General features: G+C 70.2%; 23 protein-coding genes. 9 read left to right on the top strand and 14 right to left on the bottom strand.

Going from position 1 to position 24,347, the window contains the following annotated elements; all coding sequences use genetic code 11:
• Nucleotides 1–93: 93 nt before the first annotated feature.
• Nucleotides 94–459, bottom strand: a complete 366-nt coding sequence (locus tag ACYVLJ_RS30000) for a winged helix-turn-helix transcriptional regulator (protein WP_460441185.1) — start codon at nucleotides 457–459, stop codon at nucleotides 94–96.
• 111 nt (nucleotides 460–570) lie between these two features.
• Here ACYVLJ_RS30000 and ACYVLJ_RS30005 point away from each other — a divergent pair, with 111 nt between their 5' ends.
• The 4 genes from ACYVLJ_RS30005 (at nucleotide 571) to ACYVLJ_RS30020 (ending at nucleotide 4,788) form a co-directional block, all read left to right on the top strand.
• Nucleotides 571–1,515 (top strand): carboxymuconolactone decarboxylase family protein, encoded by a 945-nt coding sequence (locus ACYVLJ_RS30005; RefSeq protein WP_460441186.1) that lies wholly within the window; start codon nucleotides 571–573, stop codon nucleotides 1,513–1,515.
• Nucleotides 1,516–1,556: 41 nt separating this feature from the next.
• Nucleotides 1,557–3,254: an FAD-dependent monooxygenase gene (locus ACYVLJ_RS30010; RefSeq protein ID WP_460441458.1), complete on the top strand. Its 1,698-nt coding sequence runs from the start codon at nucleotides 1,557–1,559 to the stop codon at nucleotides 3,252–3,254.
• Nucleotides 3,251–4,156 (top strand): fumarylacetoacetate hydrolase family protein, encoded by a 906-nt coding sequence (locus tag ACYVLJ_RS30015; protein WP_460441187.1) that lies wholly within the window; start codon nucleotides 3,251–3,253, stop codon nucleotides 4,154–4,156. The genes ACYVLJ_RS30010 and ACYVLJ_RS30015 overlap by 4 nt, the downstream gene beginning before the upstream one ends.
• Nucleotides 4,157–4,218: 62 nt before the next feature.
• Nucleotides 4,219–4,788 carry an NADPH-dependent FMN reductase gene (locus tag ACYVLJ_RS30020; protein WP_460441188.1) on the top strand — a complete coding sequence of 190 codons (570 nt, stop codon included), beginning with the start codon at nucleotides 4,219–4,221 and terminating at the stop codon, nucleotides 4,786–4,788.
• A gap of 109 nt (nucleotides 4,789–4,897) precedes the next feature.
• On the opposite strand, the gene ACYVLJ_RS30025 is transcribed toward ACYVLJ_RS30020, so the two are convergent.
• Together ACYVLJ_RS30025 and ACYVLJ_RS30030 are read right to left on the bottom strand one after the other, a co-directional pair.
• Nucleotides 4,898–5,317, bottom strand: a complete 420-nt coding sequence (locus ACYVLJ_RS30025; protein WP_460441189.1) for a hypothetical protein — start codon at nucleotides 5,315–5,317, stop codon at nucleotides 4,898–4,900.
• Nucleotides 5,318–5,355: 38 nt separating this feature from the next.
• Nucleotides 5,356–6,327 carry an Lrp/AsnC family transcriptional regulator gene (locus tag ACYVLJ_RS30030; protein WP_460441190.1) on the bottom strand — a complete coding sequence of 324 codons (972 nt, stop codon included), beginning with the start codon at nucleotides 6,325–6,327 and terminating at the stop codon, nucleotides 5,356–5,358.
• A gap of 117 nt (nucleotides 6,328–6,444) precedes the next feature.
• Between ACYVLJ_RS30030 and ACYVLJ_RS30035 the strand changes: the two genes are divergently transcribed.
• Nucleotides 6,445–8,067, top strand: coding sequence for an amidohydrolase (locus ACYVLJ_RS30035; RefSeq protein ID WP_460441191.1), 1,623 nt, complete (start codon nucleotides 6,445–6,447; stop codon nucleotides 8,065–8,067).
• Between the two features lie 455 nt (nucleotides 8,068–8,522).
• On the opposite strand, the gene ACYVLJ_RS30040 is transcribed toward ACYVLJ_RS30035, so the two are convergent.
• From ACYVLJ_RS30040 to ACYVLJ_RS30055, 4 genes are read right to left on the bottom strand one after another with little or no spacing between them, the layout of a single operon-like run.
• Nucleotides 8,523–10,505, bottom strand: coding sequence for an acetoacetate--CoA ligase (locus tag ACYVLJ_RS30040; RefSeq protein ID WP_460441192.1), 1,983 nt, complete (start codon nucleotides 10,503–10,505; stop codon nucleotides 8,523–8,525).
• Entirely contained in the window at nucleotides 10,495–11,418 is a 924-nt protein-coding gene (locus tag ACYVLJ_RS30045) for a VOC family protein (RefSeq protein ID WP_460441193.1), read from the bottom strand. The genes ACYVLJ_RS30040 and ACYVLJ_RS30045 overlap by 11 nt, the downstream gene beginning before the upstream one ends.
• Nucleotides 11,419–11,444: 26 nt before the next feature.
• Nucleotides 11,445–12,308: a fumarylacetoacetate hydrolase family protein gene (locus ACYVLJ_RS30050; RefSeq protein WP_460441194.1), complete on the bottom strand. Its 864-nt coding sequence runs from the start codon at nucleotides 12,306–12,308 to the stop codon at nucleotides 11,445–11,447.
• 26 nt (nucleotides 12,309–12,334) lie between these two features.
• The gene (locus ACYVLJ_RS30055) at nucleotides 12,335–14,116 is read right to left on the bottom strand and encodes a Rossmann-fold NAD(P)-binding domain-containing protein (RefSeq protein WP_460441195.1); all 1,782 of its coding nucleotides are present in this window, start codon (nucleotides 14,114–14,116) and stop codon (nucleotides 12,335–12,337) included.
• A gap of 182 nt (nucleotides 14,117–14,298) precedes the next feature.
• Between ACYVLJ_RS30055 and ACYVLJ_RS30060 the strand changes: the two genes are divergently transcribed.
• Nucleotides 14,299–14,997, top strand: a complete 699-nt coding sequence (locus tag ACYVLJ_RS30060; protein ID WP_460441196.1) for a GntR family transcriptional regulator — start codon at nucleotides 14,299–14,301, stop codon at nucleotides 14,995–14,997.
• Nucleotides 14,998–15,049: 52 nt separating this feature from the next.
• Here ACYVLJ_RS30060 and ACYVLJ_RS30065 read toward each other — a convergent pair whose 3' ends face one another.
• On the bottom strand, nucleotides 15,050–15,991 hold the full coding sequence (locus ACYVLJ_RS30065) for an amidohydrolase family protein (protein WP_460441197.1): 942 nt from the start codon (nucleotides 15,989–15,991) through the stop codon (nucleotides 15,050–15,052).
• 74 nt (nucleotides 15,992–16,065) lie between these two features.
• On the opposite strand from ACYVLJ_RS30065, the gene ACYVLJ_RS30070 reads away from it, so the two are divergent.
• Entirely contained in the window at nucleotides 16,066–16,830 is a 765-nt protein-coding gene (locus tag ACYVLJ_RS30070; protein WP_460441198.1) for a helix-turn-helix domain-containing protein, read from the top strand.
• A 738-nt stretch (nucleotides 16,831–17,568) separates the two neighbouring features.
• Here the strand turns inward: ACYVLJ_RS30070 and ACYVLJ_RS30075 are convergent.
• From ACYVLJ_RS30075 to ACYVLJ_RS30085, 3 genes are read right to left on the bottom strand one after another with little or no spacing between them, the layout of a single operon-like run.
• Nucleotides 17,569–17,712, bottom strand: coding sequence for a hypothetical protein (locus ACYVLJ_RS30075; RefSeq protein WP_460441199.1), 144 nt, complete (start codon nucleotides 17,710–17,712; stop codon nucleotides 17,569–17,571).
• Nucleotides 17,709–18,530 carry a hypothetical protein gene (locus ACYVLJ_RS30080; RefSeq protein ID WP_460441200.1) on the bottom strand — a complete coding sequence of 274 codons (822 nt, stop codon included), beginning with the start codon at nucleotides 18,528–18,530 and terminating at the stop codon, nucleotides 17,709–17,711. Before ACYVLJ_RS30080 ends, ACYVLJ_RS30075 begins: the two co-directional genes overlap by 4 nt.
• Nucleotides 18,527–19,138 (bottom strand): hypothetical protein, encoded by a 612-nt coding sequence (locus tag ACYVLJ_RS30085; RefSeq protein WP_460441201.1) that lies wholly within the window; start codon nucleotides 19,136–19,138, stop codon nucleotides 18,527–18,529. Before ACYVLJ_RS30085 ends, ACYVLJ_RS30080 begins: the two co-directional genes overlap by 4 nt.
• A gap of 211 nt (nucleotides 19,139–19,349) precedes the next feature.
• Here ACYVLJ_RS30085 and ACYVLJ_RS30090 point away from each other — a divergent pair, with 211 nt between their 5' ends.
• Nucleotides 19,350–19,799, top strand: a complete 450-nt coding sequence (locus tag ACYVLJ_RS30090) for a DUF1931 family protein (RefSeq protein WP_451981676.1) — start codon at nucleotides 19,350–19,352, stop codon at nucleotides 19,797–19,799.
• An 8-nt stretch (nucleotides 19,800–19,807) separates the two neighbouring features.
• Here ACYVLJ_RS30090 and ACYVLJ_RS30095 read toward each other — a convergent pair whose 3' ends face one another.
• Nucleotides 19,808–20,842: a hypothetical protein gene (locus ACYVLJ_RS30095; protein WP_460441202.1), complete on the bottom strand. Its 1,035-nt coding sequence runs from the start codon at nucleotides 20,840–20,842 to the stop codon at nucleotides 19,808–19,810.
• A complete protein-coding gene (locus tag ACYVLJ_RS30100; protein WP_451981682.1) occupies nucleotides 20,842–21,342 on the bottom strand; it encodes a SigE family RNA polymerase sigma factor in 501 nt (166 codons plus the stop codon). Before ACYVLJ_RS30100 ends, ACYVLJ_RS30095 begins: the two co-directional genes overlap by 1 nt.
• A gap of 129 nt (nucleotides 21,343–21,471) precedes the next feature.
• Between ACYVLJ_RS30100 and ACYVLJ_RS30105 the strand changes: the two genes are divergently transcribed.
• Nucleotides 21,472–22,866 carry a M1 family metallopeptidase gene (locus tag ACYVLJ_RS30105; protein ID WP_460441203.1) on the top strand — a complete coding sequence of 465 codons (1,395 nt, stop codon included), beginning with the start codon at nucleotides 21,472–21,474 and terminating at the stop codon, nucleotides 22,864–22,866.
• Here ACYVLJ_RS30105 and ACYVLJ_RS30110 read toward each other — a convergent pair.
• The gene (locus ACYVLJ_RS30110) at nucleotides 22,863–24,230 is read right to left on the bottom strand and encodes a serine hydrolase domain-containing protein (protein ID WP_460441204.1); all 1,368 of its coding nucleotides are present in this window, start codon (nucleotides 24,228–24,230) and stop codon (nucleotides 22,863–22,865) included. The two genes, ACYVLJ_RS30105 and ACYVLJ_RS30110, sit on opposite strands and share 4 nt — an antisense overlap.
• Nucleotides 24,231–24,347 lie beyond the last annotated feature (117 nt).

Raw genomic sequence — 24,347 nt, forward strand, 5'->3', positions numbered from 1 at the left:
CGCCGTTCACCGAGCATTCCGGCGGCGCCGTCCTTGACCGGGGCGCCGTTGGCCGGAACCGCGCCGGCGCCCCTGGCCGCCGCGAGCGCTTCGTCACTGCCCGGGGTGCTCGGCGTCGTAGCGCGCACGGCTGCGACGGATGTGGTCCTCGTGCTGGAGCGCCCAGCCGATCAGTTCTTCGAGCTTGATCTCCAGTGAGCTGCCGACGTCGGTCAGCGCGTACTCGACCTGCGGTGGGGTCGCCGGCGTGACCGTGCGGTCGATGAGGCCGTCCCGTTCGAGCTTGCGCAGGCTCAGGGTGACCATCCGCTGGGACACCCCGGGCAGCAGGCGGGACAGCGCGGAATACCGCAATGGCCCGTCCTTGAGCAGGGACAGGATCACCACGCCCCATTTGTCGTCGACCCGGGCCAGAACGTCCCGCATCCATTCGTTGCGCTCGTCGGGCCGTGCGGGCACGCGAACACCGATGTTCGTTTCCCACAACGATGTGCCGTCTTCCGCCATCGGTCATCGCCGTCCACACTCGAAGGTCCGATCTCCGGTCCAGATTACCCGGGAGGACCCCGCATGGCATCAGCTCAATGGCACGAAGACGAGCTGTACGAGCGTGGGTTGCGCATCCGCCGTGAGATGTTCGGACCGGCCGGCGCCGAAGAACAGACCGACTCCGCAACCGAATTCACTGCCAAGCTGCAGGACATCGTGACCCGGCACTGCTACGGCGACATCTGGGCGCGGGCCGGCTTGGACCGCCGGGAGCGCAGCCTGGTCACCCTGGCCTTCCTGGTGGCACTCGGTCGCCGGCACGAGATCGGCATCCACGTCGAAGGCGCGGTCGCCAACGGCGTGACGGTCGAGGAGATTCGCGAGCTGCTCCTGCAAGCCGTTCCCTACTGCGGCCTTCCGGCGGCCGTGGACGGATTCGCGGTGGCTGAGCGGATCCTCGCCGTCCCCCTGCATCGGACTGAACCGACTCCGAAAGACGAGGCCCCCATGGGCAAACCGAGCAAACTGGCACACGTGGTCCTGCAGACCAACCAGCTTCCCGCGCTCCGCGACTGGTACTGCACCGTCCTGAACGCCGAGCCGGCCTTCGACAACGGAAAGCTGGCTTTCCTCCGGTACGACGACGAGCACCACCGGATCGGCATCGTCGCGCTGGACGACTACGAGGAGCACGAGCGGCCGGCCGTCGGTCTGCAGCACATTTCCTTCACCTACGAGTCGTTCGAAGCCTTGCTCGAAAACTACGAACGACTCAAGGCCGCCGGAATCCGGCCGACGGTGGCCGTCAACCACGGGCCCACCATCTCGATCTATTACGCCGACCCCGACCGGAACACGATCGAGACTCAGGTCGATGTGTTCGAAACCCCCGAGGAGGTCGACGATTTCATGAACGGGCCGCTCTACCAGAACAACCCCTGGGGCACGGACCTCGATCCCGAGGACATGCTCACCCGGCTGCGAGGCGGGGAGACGTTCGAGTCCCTGACCGCCCGGCGGAGCTGAGGGTGGACCGAGCGACCGCCGACATCGAGGTCCCGGTCCTCGTGATCGGCGCGGGCCCGGCGGGCCTGACCGCAGCTCATGTTCTGGGACGCCTGGGCACCCGGTGCCTCCTGGCGGAGCGCCGGTCGGCGGTGGGCACGCTACCGCGGGCGACCGGCATCCGGATCCGGACGATGGAACTGTTCCGCGCCTGGGGAATCGACGACGCCGTCATCCGGCGCTCGTTCCCGGTACGCGACGGCGGCGAGTTCGCGTGGGTGCACACGCTCGCCGGCGAGCAGTTCGGACGGACCAGCATGGCCGAACTGCAAGACGGTGGTGCCCGGCGTGCGGCGACCCCGATGGAGGTCGTTTTCAGCCCGCAGGACCAGATCGAGCCGGTCCTGCTGGACGGGCTCGACCACAATCCGAACGCTGAAGTCCGGCTCTCGACCGAGATCACGTCCCTGACCGAGGACGACGACGGGATCGTCGCGACGGCCGAGGACCAGGTGACCGGCGCGGTGACCCGGATCCGCGCCCGGTACGTGCTGGGCGCCGACGGTGCGGGCAGCTTCACCCGCAGGTGTCTGGGCGTGGTGTTGGCCGGGCCGGACGCGCGAGCCTCCTTCGTCAACATCGACTTCCGCGCCGATCTGCAGCTGTATGCCGGGGATCGTCCCGCTGCCTTGTATTTCGTCCTGAACAGCCGGTCCAGCGGCACGATCGCGGCCCGGGACGGCAGGCACCGCTGGTACTTCAGCGTGCTGGCGGGCGGCGCGACCACAGTGGACGCCGCCGACCCGGAAAGCTGCGTGCAGGCGGTCCGCGATGCGGTCGGCGTGCCGGATCTCGCGGTGGAGGTCGAAAGCGTCCGGTCGTGGCAGATGGACGCCAAGGTGGCCGCGCACTGGCGCCGCGGCAACGTCTTCCTGCTGGGTGACGCCGCGCACCGTTTCCCGCCGACCGGTGGTTTCGGGATGAACTCGAGTATCCAGGATGCGCACAACCTGGCCTGGAAGGTGCACGCGGTGCTCGCCGGCTGGGCCGGTCCCGGACTGCTCGACTCCTACGAGGCCGAACGAAGGCCGATTGCGCAGTTCAACGCGAAACAGTCCTGGCGCAACATGGACCTGATGACCGAGACCGGCTTCGACCCGCAGGTCTACGCCTTCGCGGCCGGGCTCGAGGCCGAGTTCGACGCTCCGGAGCGTCCGCTGCGCGCCAGGATCCGCCGTGGGATTCCGGTGCAGCGTCCGCAGTTCGACGGGCTCGGGCAAGACATCGGATACGCCTACACGTCGTCCGCGGTGATTTCCGATGTCCCGGCGCCGAGCCTGGAGCAAGATCCGGAGTTCGAACCCTCGGCCGCGCCGGGACGGCGAGTCCCGCACCACGCAGTGCTCCGCAACGGCGTCGAGGTGTCTCCGCTGGATCTCGTGGAAGGCCGGTTCACGCTGTTCGCCGGCGAGGACGGCGCGCGCTGGGCGGACGCAGCCCGCGAAGCCGCTCGACTCCGTGGCGTTCCCCTGCGCGCGTTCCGGGTCACCTCGGGACCGGAAACCGGAGCCACCGAACTGCAGGACCCTGCGGGGACATGGGGAAAGTCGGCCGGGGTCGAGGCCGACGGAGCCAGCTTGGTCCGACCGGACGGTCACATCGCGTGGCGCACCTCCGCGGCGGCCGGAGCCCGAGCCGTCGCCGAGGTCGGAGCTGTGCTCGACGCGATCCTGGATCGTCACGAGGAGGTGCTTCGGTGAGGCTTGTGAGCTTCGGCGAGCCCGGCCAAGAGCAGCCCGGAGCGCTGCGCGACGACGGAGCCATCGTTCCGCTGCGCCCATTATTGAACGAGTTGGACCCGGGCGCGGCACCCGACATGACCACGGTCCTGTCGCGCCTTTCCACGCTCCAGCCACGCATCACCGATCTGATCACCGCACCCCGCACGGCGACACTGGCCGCGGATGCTGTTCGCTTCGGTCCGCCGGTACCGACCCCTGGCGCGATCGTCGCCGTCGGCGCGAACTACACCGACCACGTCAAGGAGATCACCGGATCGGCCGCCGGACTGCCCGCAGAGCCGATCCTGTTCCTCAAACCCGCATCGTCCCTGGCCGGACCGCGCGATCCCGTCATCCGGCCGCGCGAATCGAAAGGCCTCGACTACGAGTGCGAGATCGCGGTGGTGATCGGCCGCGGCGGTCGCCGCATTCCCGAAGCTCGCGCGCTGGAGCACGTCGCCGGATACATGATCGCCAACGACGTGACCGCACGGGACCTCATGCTCAAGGACATCGGGAAGGGTGCCGCGTTCATGCAGATTCTGCGCGGCAAGGGCGCCGACACGTTCTGCCCGGCCGGCCCCTGGCTGCTGACCGCCGACAGCGTCCCCGACCCCACGACGCTGCGCCTGCGGACGTGGGTGAACGGTGAGCTTCGTCAGGACGCGCTCGCCGAGCAGATGGTGTTCGGTGTTGCGGCGATCATCGCCTCGGTCAGCGACTGCATGACGCTGCACCCGGGTGACGTCATCCTGACCGGGACCCCGAGCGGCGTCGGCACAAGCAGGCAGCCACCCGCCTTTCTGGAACCCGGCGACACGCTCCGCCTGGAGATCACCGGGCTCGGCCACATGGAGACCCCGATCGAGGCCGAGCCGTGAGCGGCGGACGCCGGCCGACAACACCCACTGCCTCGGAAAGGCCGGACCGAATGTCGTCGAAAGTGCAGATCATCATCGCCAGCACCCGGCCCGGACGGGTGGGACCGTCCGTGGCGCGATGGCTCGAAACCTCGGCCAAGGCCCACGGGGCGTTCGCCGAAGTCGAGCTGATCGATCTTTCGACGGTGAACTTGCCATTCATGGACGAGCCCTACGCACCCCGCGAGGGCCGCTACGTCCACGCACACACCAAGGAATGGAGCGCGAAGATCGCCGAGGGCGACGCTTTCGTCTTCGTGACCCCGGAGTACAACAGCGGATTCAACGCACAACTGAAGAACGCGATCGACTACCTGTTCACCGAATGGCGGCACAAGCCGGTGGGCTTGGTCGGTTACGGCGGCACCGCCGGAGGCGCCCGCGCGACCCAGATGCTCAAATCCGTCGTCTCCGCGGTCGGTATGACCCCGGTCGAAGGGCCGCACTTCGCGTCCGTGCACCAGCTCCTCGACGAGAACCTCGAGCTGCAACCAACCGACCCGGCACCAGTGATCACCGGACGGATGTTCGACGACCTGCACTCGCTGGCGACGGCGCTGAGGCCCCTCCGCGACCTGCGAAAGGAGCATTGACCGGGAGCGGTCGTGTTGCCCGGGCAGGCCGAGCTCGCCAGATTCACCATCGCCATGGCCCGCATCGCCAAGGTGGCCCGGATCAGCACCGGCCGCGTCCACGCTTACTTCAACGGCGGCAGGGACGCCTGGTCCCATTCGTCTCCGCCCGCTCGCTCGCCGCGACCGGAGCACAGGCGTCCTGCTCAAGAAACAAGGGCTCGATGACCGCGTGCGGGTCACCCACGACTTCGAACGACAGCATCAGGCCGCCGCCACGCATCTGCTTCGGGCGGCCGCCTTCGAGGCCCGGGTAGTGCACCCGGGTCGCGGCCGGGTGTCCGGTGAGCCGGGCTGCCAGTTCGGCCGCGGTCGCGGACGCGTTGGGCCGGAGACGACCCGAGACCGCGCGGACGGTCGAGGCCGAGCTGTGGTCGAGGACTGCGCCACGACGTCGATCAGCTCCCCCGGGCGGCTCGCTTCCCACGTCCCGCACGCGTTGTGGACGTTCGCGGACCTGGTCGAGGCCGCGGACCACACGGGCCGTCACGGGGAAGCCGCAGCCCACGCGGCTTCCGTGCCCGGCCGTCAGCCGGGCACGGGGGCGGTGCGGCGGACGAGACCGGTGCGTTTCGCCGTTGCCAGCAACGGAGTCGTCTCGATCGCCGTGATTCCGCCCAACGGTCCGATGGTGGCGACGAGGAACGAGTAGACCGCGTCGAGGTCGGTGGCGGCGACGGCGACCAGCAGATTGGCCGGGCCGGTCGTCGCCGCGACGAACCGGACCTGCGGATGGGCGGTGAGTGCCTCCGCCGTCTCCTCGAGCGCTCCTGGTTGCACGGCGATCCACAGCAACGCCTCGGCGTGCACGCCGAGCAGAGCGAGGTCCACCTCCGTCGCCAGCCGGGCCACCTGGCCGCGCAGAAGCACGTCGAGGCGCCTACGGGCGGTGAGTGCGGTGACGCCGGCCTGGCTTGCCAGGTCGGTGTAGGTCATGCGGCAGTTCTCGGCCAGCGCCGCCAGCAGGCCGGCGTCGATGTCGAGCGGCGCGGGCGGCGTGACCGGCGGATCCGGCATGAGTTGCGCGGTTTCCTCGGCGGACAAGAGGCCGGCTGTCCAGCGGAACGCGACCGGGAAGACGCGAAGCAGGGTGTGTGCGGTCCACGAGCGCACGGCCTCGGTCGCGGGCAGGTCCCGTAGCAGCAGGGCGTTGCGGGCCTCGGCGCCGTCGAGGAAGAAGATGGCGGAAACCTCGTCGCCGCCGCCGAGGATGTCGACCCAGACGGTGTCGGCGCGGCGAGCCAACACGGCGGCCACCTGGCGGATCCGGGTCGGCCGGCACCGGATCCGCAGGGCCATCGGGACCGTTCCCGGGAAGCAGGCCGGGTTGCGCACGACGGTGCCGCGCAAGGTGCCGTCGGCGTACAGCGGGGCCGCCCGCCGGACGACAGTGCGTTCCGACAGCCCCAGGCAGCGGCCGATCTCCCGCCACGAAGCGCGCGGCGAGGCGAGGAGCACGGCCACGATCCGGCGCTCCGTATCGTCCAGCTCCTGTCGCATGATCTGCATCCTAGACGTTCATTCCGACGTGTTTCCTGCATATCTCGCCGACAGTTGGCGGTCAACCTGCGTTCCGGCCGTAGAAAAGACGGGAAACCTCGATTCTGGGAGCAGACCATGACCGAGCACGGTGCCGACGTACTGATCCGGGCCGCCGCGGTGCACACCCTGGTGCCGGGCCAACACCCGCAGCGAGCTGTCGCGGTGCGAGGCGATCGCATCGCCGCCGTCTCCGCGAAGCCCGACGGCCTCGACGGCTGGGTGGGCGCGCACACCGCGGTTCTCGACCTGCCAGGGGCCACCGTCCTGCCCGCGTTCGACGACACCCACACCCACCTGATCTTCGCCGGCCTCAGCGCGCACGACGTCCCCGTGCACGAGGCCCGCACCATCGCCGAGTTCCTGGACCTGATCCGGCAGCGCGCCGCCGTCACCCCTGCCGGCCAGTGGATCCGCACGACCACCAACTGGCAGGAATTCACCCTCGCGGAACGGCGCATGCCGACCGCCGCGGAACTCGACCAGGCCACCGACCGCCACCCTGTGCTCGTCAAGCGGGGCGGCCACAACGACGTCGTCAACACCCACGCGCTGCGCCTCGCGGGCATCACCGAAGACACCCCCGTCCCGCCCGGCGGGGTGATCGGCCGCGACGCCGACGGACGCCTCGACGGCCGGCTGATCGACACCGCCCAGGCTCTGGTGGAGCGACTCGTCCCCGCCGAGGACCGCACCGGCCGCATCGACGGGCTTCGCCTCGCCAGCGGCCAGTACGCCGCCACCGGGATCGGGACGGTCCGTGACTGCGCGGTCTTCCCCCACGACTACGCCGTTCTTCGCGCCGCCCGGGACGCCGGCGCGCTCCACACCCGCGTCCGCGCCCTGATCGCGACGTTCGGGCTGACCAGCGCGGCCGAGGTGGAAGACCTGCTCGACACCATGGCGGACTGGCGGTCCACCGCCGACCCCTGGCTGCAGGTGTGGGGCGTGAAATTCGGTCTTGACGGCGGCTTGGAGGCCGGCGCCACCGAAGAGCCCTACGCCTGCGACCACAGCTTCTTCGGCACCCTGATGTGGGAACCCGACGCACTGGTCGAAGCCGTCGAGGCCGTCGTCCGCCGCGGCTGGCGAGTCGGCACCCACGCCTACGGCGACCGCGCCGTGCGCACCCTGCTGGACGTCTACGAGCGCGTGCTGGAGAACAACCCCGGTCTTCCCGACGGCACCCTGGTGATGGAGCACGGCGGCCTGGCGGCCCCGGAACAACGCGCCCGCGCCGTCGCGCTCGGCATCCCCGTCACCATCCAGCAGCCCCTGCTGCACGACACCGCCGAAGTCGAACGGGAATTCTGGGGCCCGGAACGTGTCGCCGCGCTGTTCCCCGCCCGCGGCTGGCTCGACCAGGGTGCGCTCGTCACCGCCGGCTCCGACTTCCCCGTCGGCCGGTTCGGTGCCATGCGCTCGGTCTGGGGCATGACAACCCGCCAGACGGTCATCGGCGTCCAGGGTCCGGAACACGCCATCACCCGCGACGAGGCCATCGCACTGCACACCACCTACGCCGCGCGCCTGCTCGGTGAAGCCCACCTCCGCGGCACGCTCACTCCCGGCCGCTTCGCCGACCTCACCGTCTGGGACCAGGACCCGACCCGCTGCCCGGACGACGGCCTGCGTGACCTCGAGCCCACGCACACCCTGGTCGGCGGCCGCCCGGTGCACGGTGACCAGCCCGCTGCCTGAGCTATCGGCGCGGGAGTCTCCGCACCTCGATCAGGTCGAACCCGAGCGCCTCGAGTTCGGCGAGAACGCCGTACAGGGCCGAGGAGTCCGGCAGGTCCCCGGTGAGCACGGTTCCAGGCCCTGCTTGCGGGATGTCAGCGCCGGGAACGCGGTCAGCGGGGGCGGACCGAGCACCCGTCGACGCGGATCAGGTACGGCACCATCACCTCATCGAGCGGCCCGGGAAGGTGACCCGGCATCGCCGGGATGCGGTGATCTCAGCCGCGACCGGTCGCCAGGAGCCGCAGTTCGCGGCCGCGCTGGACGGCCGCCGACCGGTCCGAGCCTGGCGCAGATCCGGCGGCTGTGGGTGTTGACGGTGTTGAGCGAGACCGACAGCTGCCCGACGATCTCGGGCCGGGTCAGGTTGTGGGAAGTCGTGCTGCTGCCTTCGCGAATGCTGCGACGACTGGTGGTCAAGGCGCGTGCGTTCGTTCGGAGGTTCCACTCGAATCGTCCCGCCCTGCCCGGTTGCTCGCGATCGTGGCGAACTGCGCGAGTGCGTCGGCATTGTCGAGGGCAGCGAGGTTTACGACGCCGGCCGGGGCGGCTCCTTGGAGGATGCGCTTGACGGGGACTTCGATTCTCTTGCCGGTCATGGTGCGGGGCAGTGCGGGCACGCCGATGATCTGGTCGGGCACGTGGCGGGGTGAGACTTCGGCCCGGATGCGGTCGCGGATGCGGGTGACGAGGGCGGGAGGCAGGTCGTGCCCGTGTGCCGGCACCACGAACAGGGGCATCCAGTAGCCGCCGTCGGGTTCCTCGACGCCGACGACGAGCGAGTCGGCGATTTCCTCGAACCGGTCGACGACTTCGTAGATTTCGGCGCTGCCCATGCGGACGCCGTAGCGGTTCATGGTGGCGTCCGAGCGGCCGTGGACGATGACGCCGCCGCGGCTGGTGACGGTGGTCCAGTCGCCGTGGCGCCAGACGCCGGGGTAGGTGGAGAAGTAGGCGTCGTGGTAGCGCGCGCCGTCGGGGTCGTTCCAGAAGTACAGCGGCATCGACGGCATCGGCCGGGTGACGACCAGTTCGCCGACCTCGTCGGTGCGGGCGTTTCCTTGCCCGTCCCAGGATTCGAGGGCGACGCCGAGGATCCGGGCCTGCATTTCGCCCGGGTACGAGGGGAGCGTGGGGACGCCGCCGGCGAAGCCGGAGACGATGTCGGTCCCGCCACTGGCCGCGGCGAGCCAGGTGTCGGGCAAGGTCTCGTGGATCCATTGGCTCGTGCCGGCGGGCAGCGGCGAACCGGTGCTGCCCAGGCCGGACAGCCGGAGGTGGTGGGCGGCGAGATCGGTTTCGGCCTTGTGGGCGGCGATCAGGTAGGCGGCGCTGGTGCCGAGGAAGGTCAGCTGCTCGTCGGCGGCGAGCTGCCACAGCGCGTCGGGACCCGGCCAGCTGGGGCTGCCGTCGTAGAGCACGACCGTGGCCCCGAGCAGCAGGGCGGAGACCTGGATGTTCCACATCATCCAGCTGGTGCTGGTGTACCAGCTGAACCGAGACCCGATGTCCAGGTCGGTGTGCAGTCCGAGGTACTTGAGGTGTTCGAGGGTGACGCCGCCGTGGCCGTGGACGATGCCCTTGGGCCGGCCGGTGGTGCCGCTGGAGTACAGCACCCACAGCGGGTGGTCGAACGGCACCGCGGTCGTTTCGAGGTCGTGCGCGTCCCTGGTGAGGGCGTCGAAGTGCGCGGTCTCGGATGGCTGGGTGCTGCCGAGGTGCGGGACCCACACGGTGGCCCGGACCGAGGGCAGCAGGCGGCGGAGTTCGTCGTTCTGCGCGGAGCGGTCGTGTTCTTTGCCTGCATAGCGGTAGCCGTCGGCGATGAAGAGCACGGCGGGTTCGAGCTGGCCGAGGCGGTCGGCCGCGCCCTCGGGCGAGTACTCCGGGGAGCAGGCCGACCAGATGGCGCCGACAGCGGCCGTGGCGAGGAACGCGACGACGGTGGCAGTGATGTTCGGGAGGTAGCCGACGACGCGGTCGCCCGGGCCGATTCCTTGCCGCCGGAGCCAGTGCGCGAGGGAGGCGACCTGGCCGCGGAGTTCGTCGCGGGTCACCTCGTTCCGGTGCCCGCCTTCGGAGACGGCGACGATCGCGGTCTGGACCCCGGTGTGGCGGAGCGCTTGGTCGGCGTAGTTGAGCGTGGCGCCGGGAAACCAGGTCGCGCCTGGCATCTTGTCGTCGGCCAGCACCCTGGTCGCCCGCGTGTGGAACGGGACGTCGTAGAAGTCGGCGATGGCCTGCCAGAACTGTTCGAGTTCGGTGGTCGACCAGCGCCAGAGCGCGGTGTAGTCGGCGAAGTCATGGTCCTGGTCGGCCAGCCACCGGACGAACGCGGCGATCCGCGTGCGGGCTGCGGCTTCCGGCGCGGGTGTCCACGCGTCGGGCTCAGCCGGCATTGTGGGCCCCGGTCATCATCGCCGCGACGTCCTCGGGCATGAGGAACGACGGCGGCGGGGGCGGACCCCAGTTGAACAGGCTTCGGGCGCCTTCCCAGGTGCCGGGGGTCCAGAGCGCGTCGTCGACGATGCAGTCGATGTCGGAGTAGTACTCGGAGAAGTTGCCCGCCGGGTCTTTGAGGTACCAGAAGAAGTTCGACCCGACGTGGTGGCGGCCCAGGCCCCAGACATGCCGCTCGGGATGCTCCTCCAGCATCGCCATCGCGCCGCGGCCGATCTCGTCGATGTCCTCGACCTGCCAGGAGGTGTGGTGCAGGAAGTTCACCGGCGCCTGCTGGACCAGCACGTTGTGGTGGTCGGTCGAGCAGCGCATGAACGCGGCGATCGACGGGACGGCGTCGCTGACCTTGAACCCGAGGCCTTCGGTGAAGAACCGCTGGGTCGCGGCCTGGTCGGTGGAGCCGATGACGACGTGGCCGAGTTTGCGCGGGGTCACCCGGCCTTCGCGCAGGATGCCCGGTGCGCGGGTGTTCGCGCGGTCGATCCGGCCGGGTCCGTTGTAGGGGGCCGGGTCGGCGGGCTGCTGCGCGATCCGTGGCGCCACCGAGATCACGGCGCGGAACCCGGCGATCGGTTCTTCGGTCACGAGCCGGTCGGCGGTCCGCTCGACGGGCAGGTCGAGGGCGCGGATCCGGTGCTCGATCCGGTCGAGGTCGTCGGGGTTTTCGGCGCCGACGCCGAGTTCGAGCAGGCGGCGCCGCGGTGCGTGCGCGAGTTTGAACTGTTCCCCGCCGTCGGCGGTGGCGAACGCGTTCCCGCCGAGCGGTGCGAGCCCGAAGTCGGTGTAGTAGGCGGCGGTCTGTCCGACGTCGGGCACGCCGACGGTGATGGAGGTGAGGCGGTGCAGAGCCATGACGGGTTCTCCTTCCCTGACCGGTTTCAGGCGGATGCAGTGGTGTGCGGAGTGCCGGGCACGCACCGCTGGCGGAGCTCGCCGATTCCCTGTGCCCACGTGACGACCTCGTCCCCGGCGGAGAGGAACCGCTTCGGGTTCCGGCCGCCGCCCACGCCGCTGGGCGTGCCGGTGAAGATCAGGTCGCCCGGCAGCAGCGGCAAGACCGCCGACAGCCGTTCGATCAGGACCGGAATCGGGAAGATCAGGTCGCTGGTCCGGGCCTTCTGCATCTGTTTCCCGTTGACGGCGCAGCCGATTTCCAGGTCCGCGGGGTCGTCCAGCTCGTCGAGGGTCACGACGACCGGGCCGAGCGGCGCGAACCCGGGGAAGGACTTGCCGAGACTGAACTGGGGCGCGGGCGGCACGAGCTGCCGGGTGCGCTCGGAGTAGTCCTGCCCGAGGGTCAACCCGGCGACGTACTGCCACGCGTCTTCAGCGGCGACATGGCGGGCTTCGCGGCCGATGACGACGACCAGCTCGGCTTCCCAGTCCACGGTGTCACCGGGCAGCGCGAGGTCGCCGACCGGCCCGGCAAGGGAACTGCGGAACTTGGTGAAGACCGGTGGCTCGACGGGGAAGTCGAGCCCGCTCTCGATGGCGTGCTCGCGGTAGTTCAGGCCGATCGCGAACACCTGGGCGGGCTCCGGGATCGGTGCGCCGAGGGACGTCTGGTCGAAGGGCTCCCCTGCGGGCAGGGAGGCCGATTCGGCCCAGGCCGCGAAGGCCGCCCAGTCGCGATACACAGTGGACGGATCGGGCCCGAACTTGCCGTCGCTGACCGTTTCGACGTCGACGGCGCCGTTGTCGGTGACCAGGACGAGCCGGCCGGAGAGGTTGGCGATGCGCATGGGAATTCTCCTCCTGCAATCAGGAATCAGCGAAGGTCGGCGGCCAGCACCTGGGCCAGGGCGGCCCGCAGCACGGCGTGCGGGTCGTCGACGCCCTCTGCCGAGCGGAACGCGATGTAGCGGTCCGGGCGCACCAGGACCGCGCCGGTCGGGGAGACGCCGCGGTTCTTCAGCCAGGAGCAGCGCACGTCCACGAAGTCGGAGCCGAGGACGCCGATAGTGCCGGCCACGAGCGGCAGGTCGTTCTCCGCGGAGAGCTTGTTGGCGGCTTCGACCCAGGCCTGGCCTTCCTCCGCGGCCAGCAGCAGGAACCTGCCGCCGTGCACGAGGGTCCCGAGCGCGAGGCGCTCGCCTTGGCTCTCGACGAACGCGTGCGGCATCGGATGTCCCGGTTTGGTGCTGGGCTCGTAGAGCCGGACCGGGTCGAGCGGCACGTACTCCGGGCTCCCGTCGGGCACGATCGCGGCGGAGTCGTAGCGGTAGCCGAATTCGACGTTGTGGTGCCGGAACTCCATGGTCTGCGAGCCGATCGCCCGGTTGAGCGCGTGCCGCTTCTCCGCCGAACCCGGCAGGTCGTGCCACAGCGGGGCGAGCTCGGCCCAGTTCTCCTCCGCGGTTTTCTCCGTCGACAGGTTGAGGGCCTGGTCGAGGGTGAAGTGGTTCATCGCGTTGGCGATCGCGTTGTCGATGTTGTTCTGGTCCACCGGCTTGCGCTCGGCCTCGTAGGTGTCCAGCAGGCCGTCGCCCGCGCGCCCGGCCAGCACCGCGGCCAGCTTCCAGCTGAGGTTGTAGACGTCGTGGATCGCCGAGGTCAGGCCGAGACCGCCGGTCGGCGGGTGCCGGTGCGCGGCGTCGCCGGCGAAGAACACCCGGCCGACGCGGAACTTGTCGGCGATGACGCCTTCCATGACCCATTGGCTGATCCGGTGCACCGTGGGCACGAAGTCCTCGGGCAGCCCGAGCGTGGCGCGCATCTGGGCGATGACCTTGTCGTCCTGCATCGCGTCGGGGTCGTCGGTGGCGTACTGCATGTGGAAGACCCACTCCTCCGACTCCGGGCCCCAGTGGTCGGGTCCCATCGGGACGAGCACGCCGCTCCAGGAGCCGCCGAAATCGGGGTTGACCAGCCAGCGGATCAACACGTCGTCGTCGGTGGCCCACGGCGACAGGTCCGCGGTCATGTGGATGGAGACCATCTTCATGAGGTCCCGCGGCCCGGTCATCCCCACGCCGATCAGCTTGCCGACCGTCCGGCCGCCATCGGCCGCGATCAGGTACTGCGCGTGCACCTGGTAGGTCGTGTCGGTGCTCCGGTCGCGGACGGTCGCGGTCACGCCGTCGGCGTCCTGCGTCAGGTCGACGAGTTCGTGGTTGAACCGGACCCCGCCCGGGTTGAGCTTCTCGGCGTGCGCCTTCAGCACCGGCTCGAGCCGGATCTGCGGCAGGTTGCAGGTTCGGCACGGGCTGGCCGCGACGTAGTCGGGGTCGGTGTAGCCGCCACCCCAGACCTCGAGTTCGCCCAGTTTGCGGCCGTAGCCCTCGTGCGGCCCGGCCAGCCCGGCGTACCAGCCGGTCGCGCGCATGTTCGCGGCCGGGGTGCTGCGCCGGTAGATCTCCGGGGCGACGCCGACCTCGGTGAAGATCTCCATCGCCCGCTGGTTGAGTACGTGCGCCTTGGGCAGCGTCGAGGTGGTCGGCAGCGCGCTGACCAGCAGTGATTCGACGCCGAGGGTGGACAGGGTCATCGACGCGGTGAGACCGGCGCCGCCACCGCCCACGATCAGGACGGGCACCCGGATGTCGGACATGAGCATCTCCTTGGTCGGGACCGACGATGCGCGGTCGAGAAGCTCCTGACGGGCCCGGCGCTGCAGTCATCGTCGATGCATGGCGTGGCTCACAGCATGCGCGCCGATTTTCGATCCGTCAACCAAAAATCGATATTCAGTCGAACTGCCTATTTTCTTCCGCGTGCCCGTAGACTGGCGGCATGGCCACCACCCCCGCCAAGCCCACGCGCGTCCACGAGGTCTACGACCGCATCCGCGGCAGCCTGCTGGGCGGCGAGCTGCCACCCGGGAGCAAGCTCAAGCTGAACGACTTCGCCGCGCGGTACGAGGTGAGCCTGTCCGTCGTGCGCGAGGCCGTGACCCGCCTCGCCGGGGAAGGCCTGGTCGAAGCGTCACCGCAGCGCGGGTTCGCCGTCGCGCAGCTGACGATCAGCGACCTGCAGGATCTGACCCGCACCCGCGTCCTGATCGAGACGCTCGCCCTCGCGGAGTCGATCAAGCACGGCGACCTGGCGTGGGAAGGCTCCGTCCTGGCCACCCACCACACCCTGGCGCGCACCCCGATGCTGACCGCGGAGGGACATGTCGACCCGGCGTTCACCCTCGCCCACCGCGCGTTCCACCACACGCTGCTTGCCGGCTGCGGGATCGCGCGGCTCGAAGCCATCGCGACCGGCCTGCGCGACTGCGCGGAGCTTTACCAGCACTGGTCCCAGGAACTCGCCGGCGACACCGACCGCGACGTCGCCGCCGAGCACAAGCTGATCGCCGACCTCACCGTCGCGCGCGACGAAGCCGGTGCGACCCAGGCACTTCGCGACCACATCGAACGGACGACCGCCGCCCTCGTCCGGTATGCCGAAGGACTCGACGGCACCGACGAACGGGCATTGGCCTGAACACCCTTTCGGCCCGCCCGCCGTTGCTCGGGGCGGGCCGCAGGGCAGCCGATCAGCCCAGCCGGGCGAAGAGCGCGCGGGCGTTCTCGGAGTCGATCGCGCGGGATTGTTCGGGGGTGAGCCCGCTGCCGGTGTCGAGGATTTCGGTGAAGCGGGTGGCCACCGGCAGCGGGGCGTAGGGGAAGTCGCTGCCGTAGAGGATGCGCGTGGGGTCGGCGAACCGAGTCAGCGCGCCGAAGGCGTATTCGCCCGACGACAGAGCGGTGTCCCAGTAGAAGCTGCGGAACCGGGCCAGGAGCTCGTCTTCGTCGGGCCCGGTGGGATCCATCGCGACCTCGACCTGGCAGAACCGCAAGGCCGCGTAGGGCACGAAGCCGCCCGCGTGCGACAGGATGATTCGCACGTTCGGGTACCGTTCGGTGATCCCGTGGACCACCATGTGCACCGCGTTGCGGGTGGTGTCGAACGGATAGTCCACCATCGGCCCCGGAACCTCGGGCAGCACGGGGAGCAGCGGGTGCGCCGGGTGGATGAACACCACCGCGTCGCGCCGGTCCAGTGCCTCCCACAACGGCGCGTACCGGTCGTCGCCGAGGTAGACGCCGTCGTAGTTGGACAGCAGCACCACGCCGTCGGCGCGCAGCTGGTCGAAGGCGTAGTCGACTTCGGCGACCGCGCCTTCGACGTCGGGCAGCGGGAGGGTCGCGAAGTTCCCGAACCGGTCCGGACGCTTCCGCACCAGTTCGCCGGTGTAGTCGTTGACCCGCCGCGCCATCTCGCGACGCGCGGCGCCTTCCCAGCCCGCCACGCTCGGGGCGGTCAGCGACAGTACGCTCGTGGCGATGCCGTTGGCGTCCATGAACTTCAGGTGGTCGTCCGGCGTCCACGACGGGACTGTCCAGCCCGACGGGTCACCGCCGTGCTGCGCGAGGGCCTCGCCCCAGAACGGAGGGACCAGGTGGGTGTGGACGTCGATGCGTTCGTGTTCGATCATGACTCCACCGTCTCTCCCGGGAGCCGGCGGCGGGAGGGGGAGGATCCGATCCCCCACCCGATCGGGTCACGCTGATGGCCCGTGACCCGCGGCTCGCCCAGCTCGGCGCGTTCTTGCACGCCCGCCGCGACGAGGCCCCGCCCCCGGCCGACGCGGACCCGGGCCGCCGCCAGGTGCCCGGCCTCCGCCGCGCCGAAGTCGCCGCCCGCGCGTTCGTCAGCGACGAGTACTACACGAGGATCGAGCAGGGCCGGGTCCTGCCCAGCGCCGACGTGATCCGCCGCGTCGCCGCCGCCCTCGAGCTGGACGACGACCAGACCCGGTACGCGCTGGATCTCCTCGCTGACCCCGTCGCCCCGCCGGACAACCCCGAACCGAGCGATCCGCTGCGTCGCCTCGTCGACCGGATGGGCGAGGTCCCCGCAGTCCTGGTCGGACCGGCCACCGCGATCCTCGCCTGGAACACCGCCGCCACCGAGCTGCTGACCGACTTCGCCGCGATCCCGCCACAGCAGCGCCGGTACGTGCAGATGCTGTTCACCGACCCGGTCCTGCAAAGCCGGTTCGCGGACCTGGAAGCCATGCGGTGCACAGTGATCGGCATCGTACGCGCGAGCACCCCGGCCGGCCCGCACACCGAGGACTGGATCGACGAGCTGACCCGCACGAACCCCGACTTCGGCGCCCTCTGGAAACGCAACGACGTCGTCCGGCCACACACCTCCCTCCGGATCCGCCTCCGCACGCCGGAAGGCACCGAAGAGACTGTCGACCAACTGGTCCTGCAGGTAGTCGACGATCCCCACCAGCGCCTGATCGCATTCGTCCCGGCCATCTAGCCGCGGATGTCAGGCCCTGCTCGTTGACAGCATCCACTCCTACGCGCCTGAGCGAGAATTCCGCTCCGGGCAGCCGGCGGCCCACGACGTGAGCTGCCCGAGTGACTCAACAAGATCCGGCGCGCAACTGATGCCGCGGCCCCGACTACCTGGCTTGCCTGCCAAATCCACTGATGCCCGAGACCAAAACCGCTAACTCTCTCACCAATTTCGCTGGGGCACAGCTGGGGCAAACCCCTGTCACAACCGGGCTCAACAACACGCGGTTGCAAGCAACGACCCCGAAGCGCATCCTTTTACCAGGCGATTCTCTATCGCCGCAGGTCAGGACCATGATCGACCCACACTGACAGTGAGGGGGTCAGGGGTTCGAGTCCCCTTAGCTCCACACTCACGAAACCCCCTCGGCTGGCCGGAGGGGTTTCTTGTGTTCTGGGGCCGATCTTCGGTGATCGGCTTGCGGCGCGCTCTTGGTGGTGCAGAACTGGAGCACTCCCCCAGCCGCGGCGCACCGGCGGTGCGATCTGCCCGCTGATCTCGGGCGCGGCCGGACGGGGACAGCCGGGGCCCATCCCGCACCGTCGGCTTGCATCAATTTGAAAGGGTCGCCCCACGGGCTACGGCAGTCCGACGGGCGATCGGTTTACGGCGCACTGCGGATCTGGCTGCTGGCAGTCAAGGCCGTCTTTCGTCTCTGAATCAGCGGTGAATCGCGGCGCTCGTCTCGTACGGTGGCTGTCAGCTGGCGTCGGCTTTGCTGGTGCGAGCGAAGTCCGACCACGCGGTGTCCTGCTTCAGCGTCGGTGCCGGCCCGAAGAAGACCTCCTTCGCCGTCTGGTCGCCCGCCAGCTGGTACTGCAGCCAAGCGGTGACCGTGTTCAACGGTCGATGGCCGCTGACGTCGGATACGGCTCGTGCCGGCTCCATCCGTCTTGGTGCGACCACAGCAACACTCGGCGGCCGAACACCGGGGCGACCCACAAATGCGAGAGGTCACCGCGATTTCGCAGCGGCTCCTGCGGAACTCCGTCGGCTCGCACGAGCGCGTCGAACGCGTCGGACGCCAGCCCGGTGTAGTCCACGGTCAGGTAGAGGTGCCGTTCGTCGGCTCGGCGCCGGGCCAACGTCGCCAGGGCGCGGGCCGCTTGCGCGGTCACCAGCCACCGTTCCAGCGCGGGCGCCACGGTGGCCATGTCCGCGGGTGCCCGGCCGTGGGCGGGCGTCACGCTGACCGTCGCCGGCTCGTCCAGCTTCTCCGGGTGGCCCACCAGCCGGGCCGGCGCCGTGTGCACCAGCCAGTGCAGGTCGGGTACCGCGGCCGTCACCGGCACCGGGAGCTCGGCGGGCGTGGTCACGCCGTGCGCTTCGCACGCCCTTGCCGCCACGGGGAACACGTCCCGCACCCGGGACAGGCACCGGACGTCGCCGACCGTCACGAGCCACCACCAGCGGGCCGGTGCCGTCCACCGCAGGTCCGACTCACGCCGCAGGTGGGCAAGTCCGAGCTCCCGCTGCTCCCCGACGGTCGACTCGGCCAGAGCCACCCGTCGGCCGTCGGGACGGACCAGGGAAATCCCTCTCCCGTCCTCGCCCGGGTGTGCCGTCGCGTCGAGCACCCGGCCCACCACTTCGACGGCCGCCGTCTCCTGGGGTGAAAGCGCGGCATCCACGCGGTCGACGTCGAGCTGGAGAACGTTCACTCGGCCAGACCCGCCGTGTCATGGGCAGCTTCGTCGACTGCCTTGCTCGCTTCGGCCGCCAGGCCGGCCAAGTCGGGCAGGTCCGGGTTCAGCTCCCTGGCTCGGCCGGCGAGCCGCTCGACCAGCGCCGCCGAGTTCCGTGCCAGCCGTACCGCGTCGGCCACCCGGTCGTCGGCGACCAGCCGTTCGATGTGCCAGGCCAGCCCGGCGAGCGTCTCGTCGTCGGTGTCCGGGGACAGGTAGCCGGCCAGTCCCGGCGGGTACCGGGTGCCGGCGCGCAGTTCGGACAGCGCGGTCACCACCGCGGGCTCGGCGCTGACCGTGTCCAGCAGGTCGATCAGCGCGAAGAGCCTGGCCACGATCTTCGGGCGGCCGGGGAAGCGGTCCAGCCACCGCACCAGCCCGGCCTCGCCGCCGAGGTGCCGCACGATCCGGGTCATCTGCGCGGCGAGCGCGGTGGGCAGCTCCGCGTGGAACATGACGAGGACGGCCACCTGGCCGGCCAGCTCGGCCTGGCCGGCCTCGTCCAGCTCGCCGGCGACGAACTTCTTGGCCAGCTTCGTGTCCAGGACGAAGCCCGGTTTCGGGGACTGCTCGTGGTCGGACATGGGCCTCCCAGGTTCGGGACTACGTCCGGTGTGGACGGCCTCCTCGGATCCCGTCCGCTCTTCCCGGTCTCACCAGCCTGTCTCGGCAACGTCTCCGCCGTACCGACCTGGCAGGGTGAATCGGCCCGGCAAATTCAGTCCCCGGTGTGTGAGCCGCCGCCCGCCCGCGGCGGCCATGCTTCCTGTACCCACACCTTTCCCAGGAGGTCTGATGCCGGTCATGGGTGCGGCGAGGTTCGAACGGTTCTTCCGGATGGCCGCGAGCCTGGACGTCGACAAGAGCGATCTGAAACGGTACGACGAGTTCCTGGACCGCAAGATCCACGACCTCTTCGTGGTCGCCAAGGCCACGGCCAAGGCCAACCTGCGGGACGTCATCGAGCCGCGGGACCTGCCGATCACCAAGGGACTGCAGGAGCGCATGCACGAGTTCTCCAAAATGGACGAAGACCTGGAGGTGGTGCCGCTGCTCGAGCAGCTCCTCGCGCGTCCCCCGCTCGGGATCGCGATCTCCGAGGACGCCGAGGCACGGCTCCCGGCCGTCGCCGGCGGTCTCAGCGTGGCTCTCGCCCAGGCGTTCAAGATCGTCGACCCGCGCGTGAAGAACCCCGGCTCCGCCGAGTGGGACCAGGTCTTCCGGATTTTCGACCTGCTCGTCTGAACGCCTGGTTATCCTTGGGGCAGCACGAGATTGTCGGCGATGGCGTACAGCTCCGCCTGCGCGCCGGAGCCCGCGACGGCGACCGGCGCGTCGTGGACGGCCTTGAGGATCCAGAGCGTGCGGTAACCGTTCTCGTCCTGGTAGCGGGTCGCGTGCCCCTGGACCGGGTGCCCCGCGGTGCCGCGCACCTGGCCGGGCTCATCGCCGCGCACCTGGACCGGTGGCCGGGTGGCGCAGGTGCCCACCGAGTAACTCGTGCGCGGGCCGCTCGGGCCGCTCTTCTCGACGTCGAACGCGCACATCCGCAGGCCACCGGGCAGCTTGCCGAGGCCGAACGCCGGGGTGACGGTCGTCGTGCCCGGGAAGGCGACGTTCTCCGCGACGCGGCGGCCTGCGTCGACCAGCTGCTGCGCCGACGCCGTGCTGCCCGGCTGCGCGGCCACGTTGACGTACAGCGAGCCGCCCTCGGGGTGGGTCAAGTACACCTCGTACCCGCCCGGGCCGTCGGAGCGCGAACTCTCCACGCCGGCCCGCCCGCCGAGGGTGACGTGCCGGCCCGGACCGGACTTGAAGGCGGCCTGTTCCACCGGCATCATCCGCATTTCCTGCACATCCACCAGCAGGACCTGGGGTCCGGAGGTGACGGTCAGCAGGTACTCGCCGCCGTACACCGGCTTGTCGGGGTCGGCCGCGCTGCCACCGGTGTTGATCCGGCGCGCGAGGTAGTCGGCCGTGCCCGGCGGCAGCCAGCCCAGCGAGAAGGGCATGGGCAGCTCCGCGATGGCCGCCTTGGCGGGCGCCTCGACGGCGGCCGGGCCGGTGCCCGCGGCGGCCTGGGTGTCCTGCGCGGGCCGGTTCAGCGCGGCGACGGCGACCGCGGCCAGGACGAGCAGGGCCACCCCGGCGCCGACCACGAGCGGACGGCTCACCACGGGCCGCCTTCGGTCGAGGCGCCGGCGTGTGGCCGCCAGGACCTGGTCGCTGTCGGGAGCGTCGGGCTCGTGGGCGGTGAAGGTGTCCTTGATCAGGTTCTCGAGGTCCATCAGCTCTCCTTCGCCTGAGCCACGCGCTCGATGCTCAGGCCGTTTCGCAGGGTCGTCAGGGCTTTGCGGGCGTGGGCCCGCACGGTGGCCTGGGCGCAGCCGAGCAGGTCGGCGATGTCGGCGTCGGCGAGCTGCTCGTAGTACCGCAGCACCACGACCGCGCGCTGGCGCCGGGGCAGCCGCGCCAGGCGCTGCCACATGTCCTCGCGTGCCGCGTGGTCCGACGCGAAGTCGTCCGGCCGCGCCTCCTCCGGCGGGTCGCCCACGGCGATCAGCCGCGCCGACCGGCTGCGCCGCCAGGACAGGTAGTCGTTGGTCACCATCCGCAGGACGTAGTGGTCGGGGTGGTCGGCGTCGCTGACCCGCGACCACCGCCGGTACGCCTTGACCAGCACGTCCTGCACCAGGTCAGCCGCCTGTTCCCGCTCCCCGGTCAGCATCGTCGCGTAGCGCAGCAACCGCGGCAGGTGCGCCCGGACGAAGTCCTCGTAGTCAGCCATCACCAGGAAGACTCCCGCCGCGCGCGATCCGTGTACTCCCCCGCGGAACTTCTTCGCGGCCGGCAAGAGGGTTGATCCGTTTTTCCGGCCGACCTACTCTTCAGCGTCGATGCTTGCCGAGGAGGACCGATGCCTGGCTTGGTGATCATCTCTTGTGCACTGGCCGCCGGGCTGGTGGCCGCCACGAGTCCGGTGGCGGAGGCGGCGCCCCGGTACTCCCCCGGTGCGCCCGGCGCCGGGGATCCGTACTTCCCCGACATGGGCAACGGCGGCTACGACGTCGGCCACTACGACATCCGGCTGACGTACAGCCCGGCGACCCAGGCGATCGACGCCACCACGACGATCCTCGCCACCGCCACCCAGGACCTCTCCCGCTTCGACCTGGACTTCCAGGGACCGCTGACCATCAGCCGGCTTTCGGTGAACGGGCTGGACGCCGCCTTCACCCGCAGTGGGGCCCAGGAGCTGGTGATCACCCCGCCGTACGGGCTGCGGAAGGGCAGCCCGTTCGTCGTCTCGGTGAGCTACGCCGGCGTGCCGCAGAAGATCGAGGATCCCGCGCTCGGCCTGTCCGGCTGGGTCGCCACCAAGGACGGGGCGGTCGCGCTCAACCAGCCGATCGGGGCCGCGACCTACTACCCGGTGAACGACACCACCGACGACAAGGCGACCTACACCCAGACCATCACCGTGCCGACCGGGCTCACCGTGCTGGCCAACGGCGAACCCGGGCCCACCACCACGCACGATCACCAGACCACCTTCCGCTGGTCCATGAACCGGCCGATGGCCAGCGAGCTGAGCATGCTCGCGATCGGCGACTACGACGTCACCCGCGGCGTGACGGCCGGGGGCCTGCCGAACATCACCGCGATCGGCATGTCGATCGACACCCAGCCCGGTCAGGGCAAGGTGTTCAACCAGACCACGGCACAGATCGTCCAGTGGGAGTCCTCGGTGTACGGGCCGTACGCGTTCGACTCGACCGGCGGCATCCTCGCCGACGTCGGCGTCGGGTACGCCCTCGAGACGCAGAGCCGGCCGGTCTACGACCAGGGCACCAGCGACGTCGACGGCGACCTGCTCGCCCACGAGCTCGGCCACCAGTGGTTCGGCGACAGCCTCACCCCGGTGCACTGGTCGGACATCTGGCTCAACGAAGGCTTCGCGACCTACTCGGAGTGGCTCTACCAGGAGAAGTTCAACGGCGTCCCCGTGCAGCAGACCTTCGCGAAGACCTACGCCGACGAGAAGGACTGGACCGGGAAGGTCGCCGACCCCGGACGCGACCACATCTTCGACGACCTCGTCTACAACCGCGGCGCGATGACCCTGCAGGCCCTGCGCACGAAGATCGGCGACCGCGACTTCTTCCGGGTGCTGACGCAGTGGCCGACGGCAAACCGCTACGGCAACGTCTCGACGCGGCAGTTCGTCCAGTTCGTCGAGCGGCTGACCGGCCGCGACCTCGACGCGTTCTTCCGCACCTGGCTCTACCAGCCGGGCAAGCCGGCGCTCTAGCCCCGTTCGTAGAGCGTCCCCAGCCGGACCAGGGCCGGGCGGCCGTCCGGGCCGGGGTCGTGGAACTGCACCGCCGCGACGCTTCCCGGGCTGCCGAGGTCCATGACGAACCGGCTTCGGTCGCGGTCGATGCACGTGATCGGCCGTGCCTGGCCGCCGCCCGCCGGGCTGCCCATCAGGCGTTCCCATTCGGCCAGGCCGGCGTCGGGGATCAAGCGCACGTGGAGCCGGCCGTCGTGGTCCTCGACGGACACCTGGCCGTCGGACGCCCGGTAGCGGCCGGTGAACTTGCCGTTGTCGACCTCGAAGGTGGATCCGGGCGCGGTGACGGCCGCCGGGCCGCGGACGGAGAAGTACTCGTCGAGGATCTCCGTGCACAGGGTGGAATGCAGCATCGCTCCCGTACTGCTGTTGGTGAGCACCGCGAGCACGACCTGCTGCCGGGGAATGACGTAGAGGGTCGAATGCATCCCGAGGTTGGCGCCCGAATGCGTCAGGACCGGGTCGTCGCCCTCCCGGAACAGGCCCCAGCCCAGGCCGAAGTTCGCGCACCCGCGCAGGCAGCCCCAGAACTCGTCGTACTGGGGTGTGCGCATCTGCTCCACGGCTTCCGGCGAGAGGAGGCCGTGGCCGTCGATGTGCGCCCGGCCGAAGCGGACCAAGGACTCGACGTCGAGCCACAGGCGGGACCCCGCCGGGCCGTACTCGGGCCAGACGCGCAGGCGGGGCACTCGTGAGACGGTGCCGTCGACGACGTGCCCGACGGCGGTCGAGTGGAGGAGCATCTCCTCGGCGTCCGCGGTCGCGGTCATCCCGAGCGGCCGCAGGACGCGCGTGCTCAGGGCGACGTCGAACCGTTCGCCGGTGAGCACCTCCACGATGCGGCCGAGCGTGCTCATGCCCATGTTGCTGTAGGAAAACCGCCGGCCGGGGACGCCCGTGACGGCCAGCGCCGCCAGCTCGCGCTGCAACCGCTCGAGGACGTCGTCGCCCGGGGGCAGGTTCGGCAGGTAGTTGCCGGGCAGCCCGGACGAGTGGTTGAGCAGCATGCGCACGGTGATCGCCGCCGAGCGATCCGGAGTGGCCGTCGTGAAGCCCGGGAGGTACGCCGGCACCGGTGCGTCGAGGTCGAGCCGGCCTTCGTCCACCAGGGTCATGGCCAGGGACGCGGTCAGCACCTTCGTGACGGATCCGGCCGCGAACAGCGTGTCCGGCCGCACGGGAGCGCCGGTCGTGACGTTGACCGTCCCGGTTTCGGCGCGGACGAGGGCGCCGTCGTGCCACAGCGCGGCCGACGCACCCGTCACGGTGAACTTCTCCGCCAGCCGTGACAACCGACCGGCGAGTTCGTTCGATGTGAGCATCGGGCCATCCTGTCAAGCGAAGGGCCACGACGCATGCGACAGCTGTCGAACGGCCGTCCGTGGCCGCGCGACTCCTGTCCATACCTGGGCGGTGCCGCCGGTTCTACCGTGAGGGGA

The sequence above is a fragment of the Amycolatopsis stemonae genome (assembly GCF_054781455.1).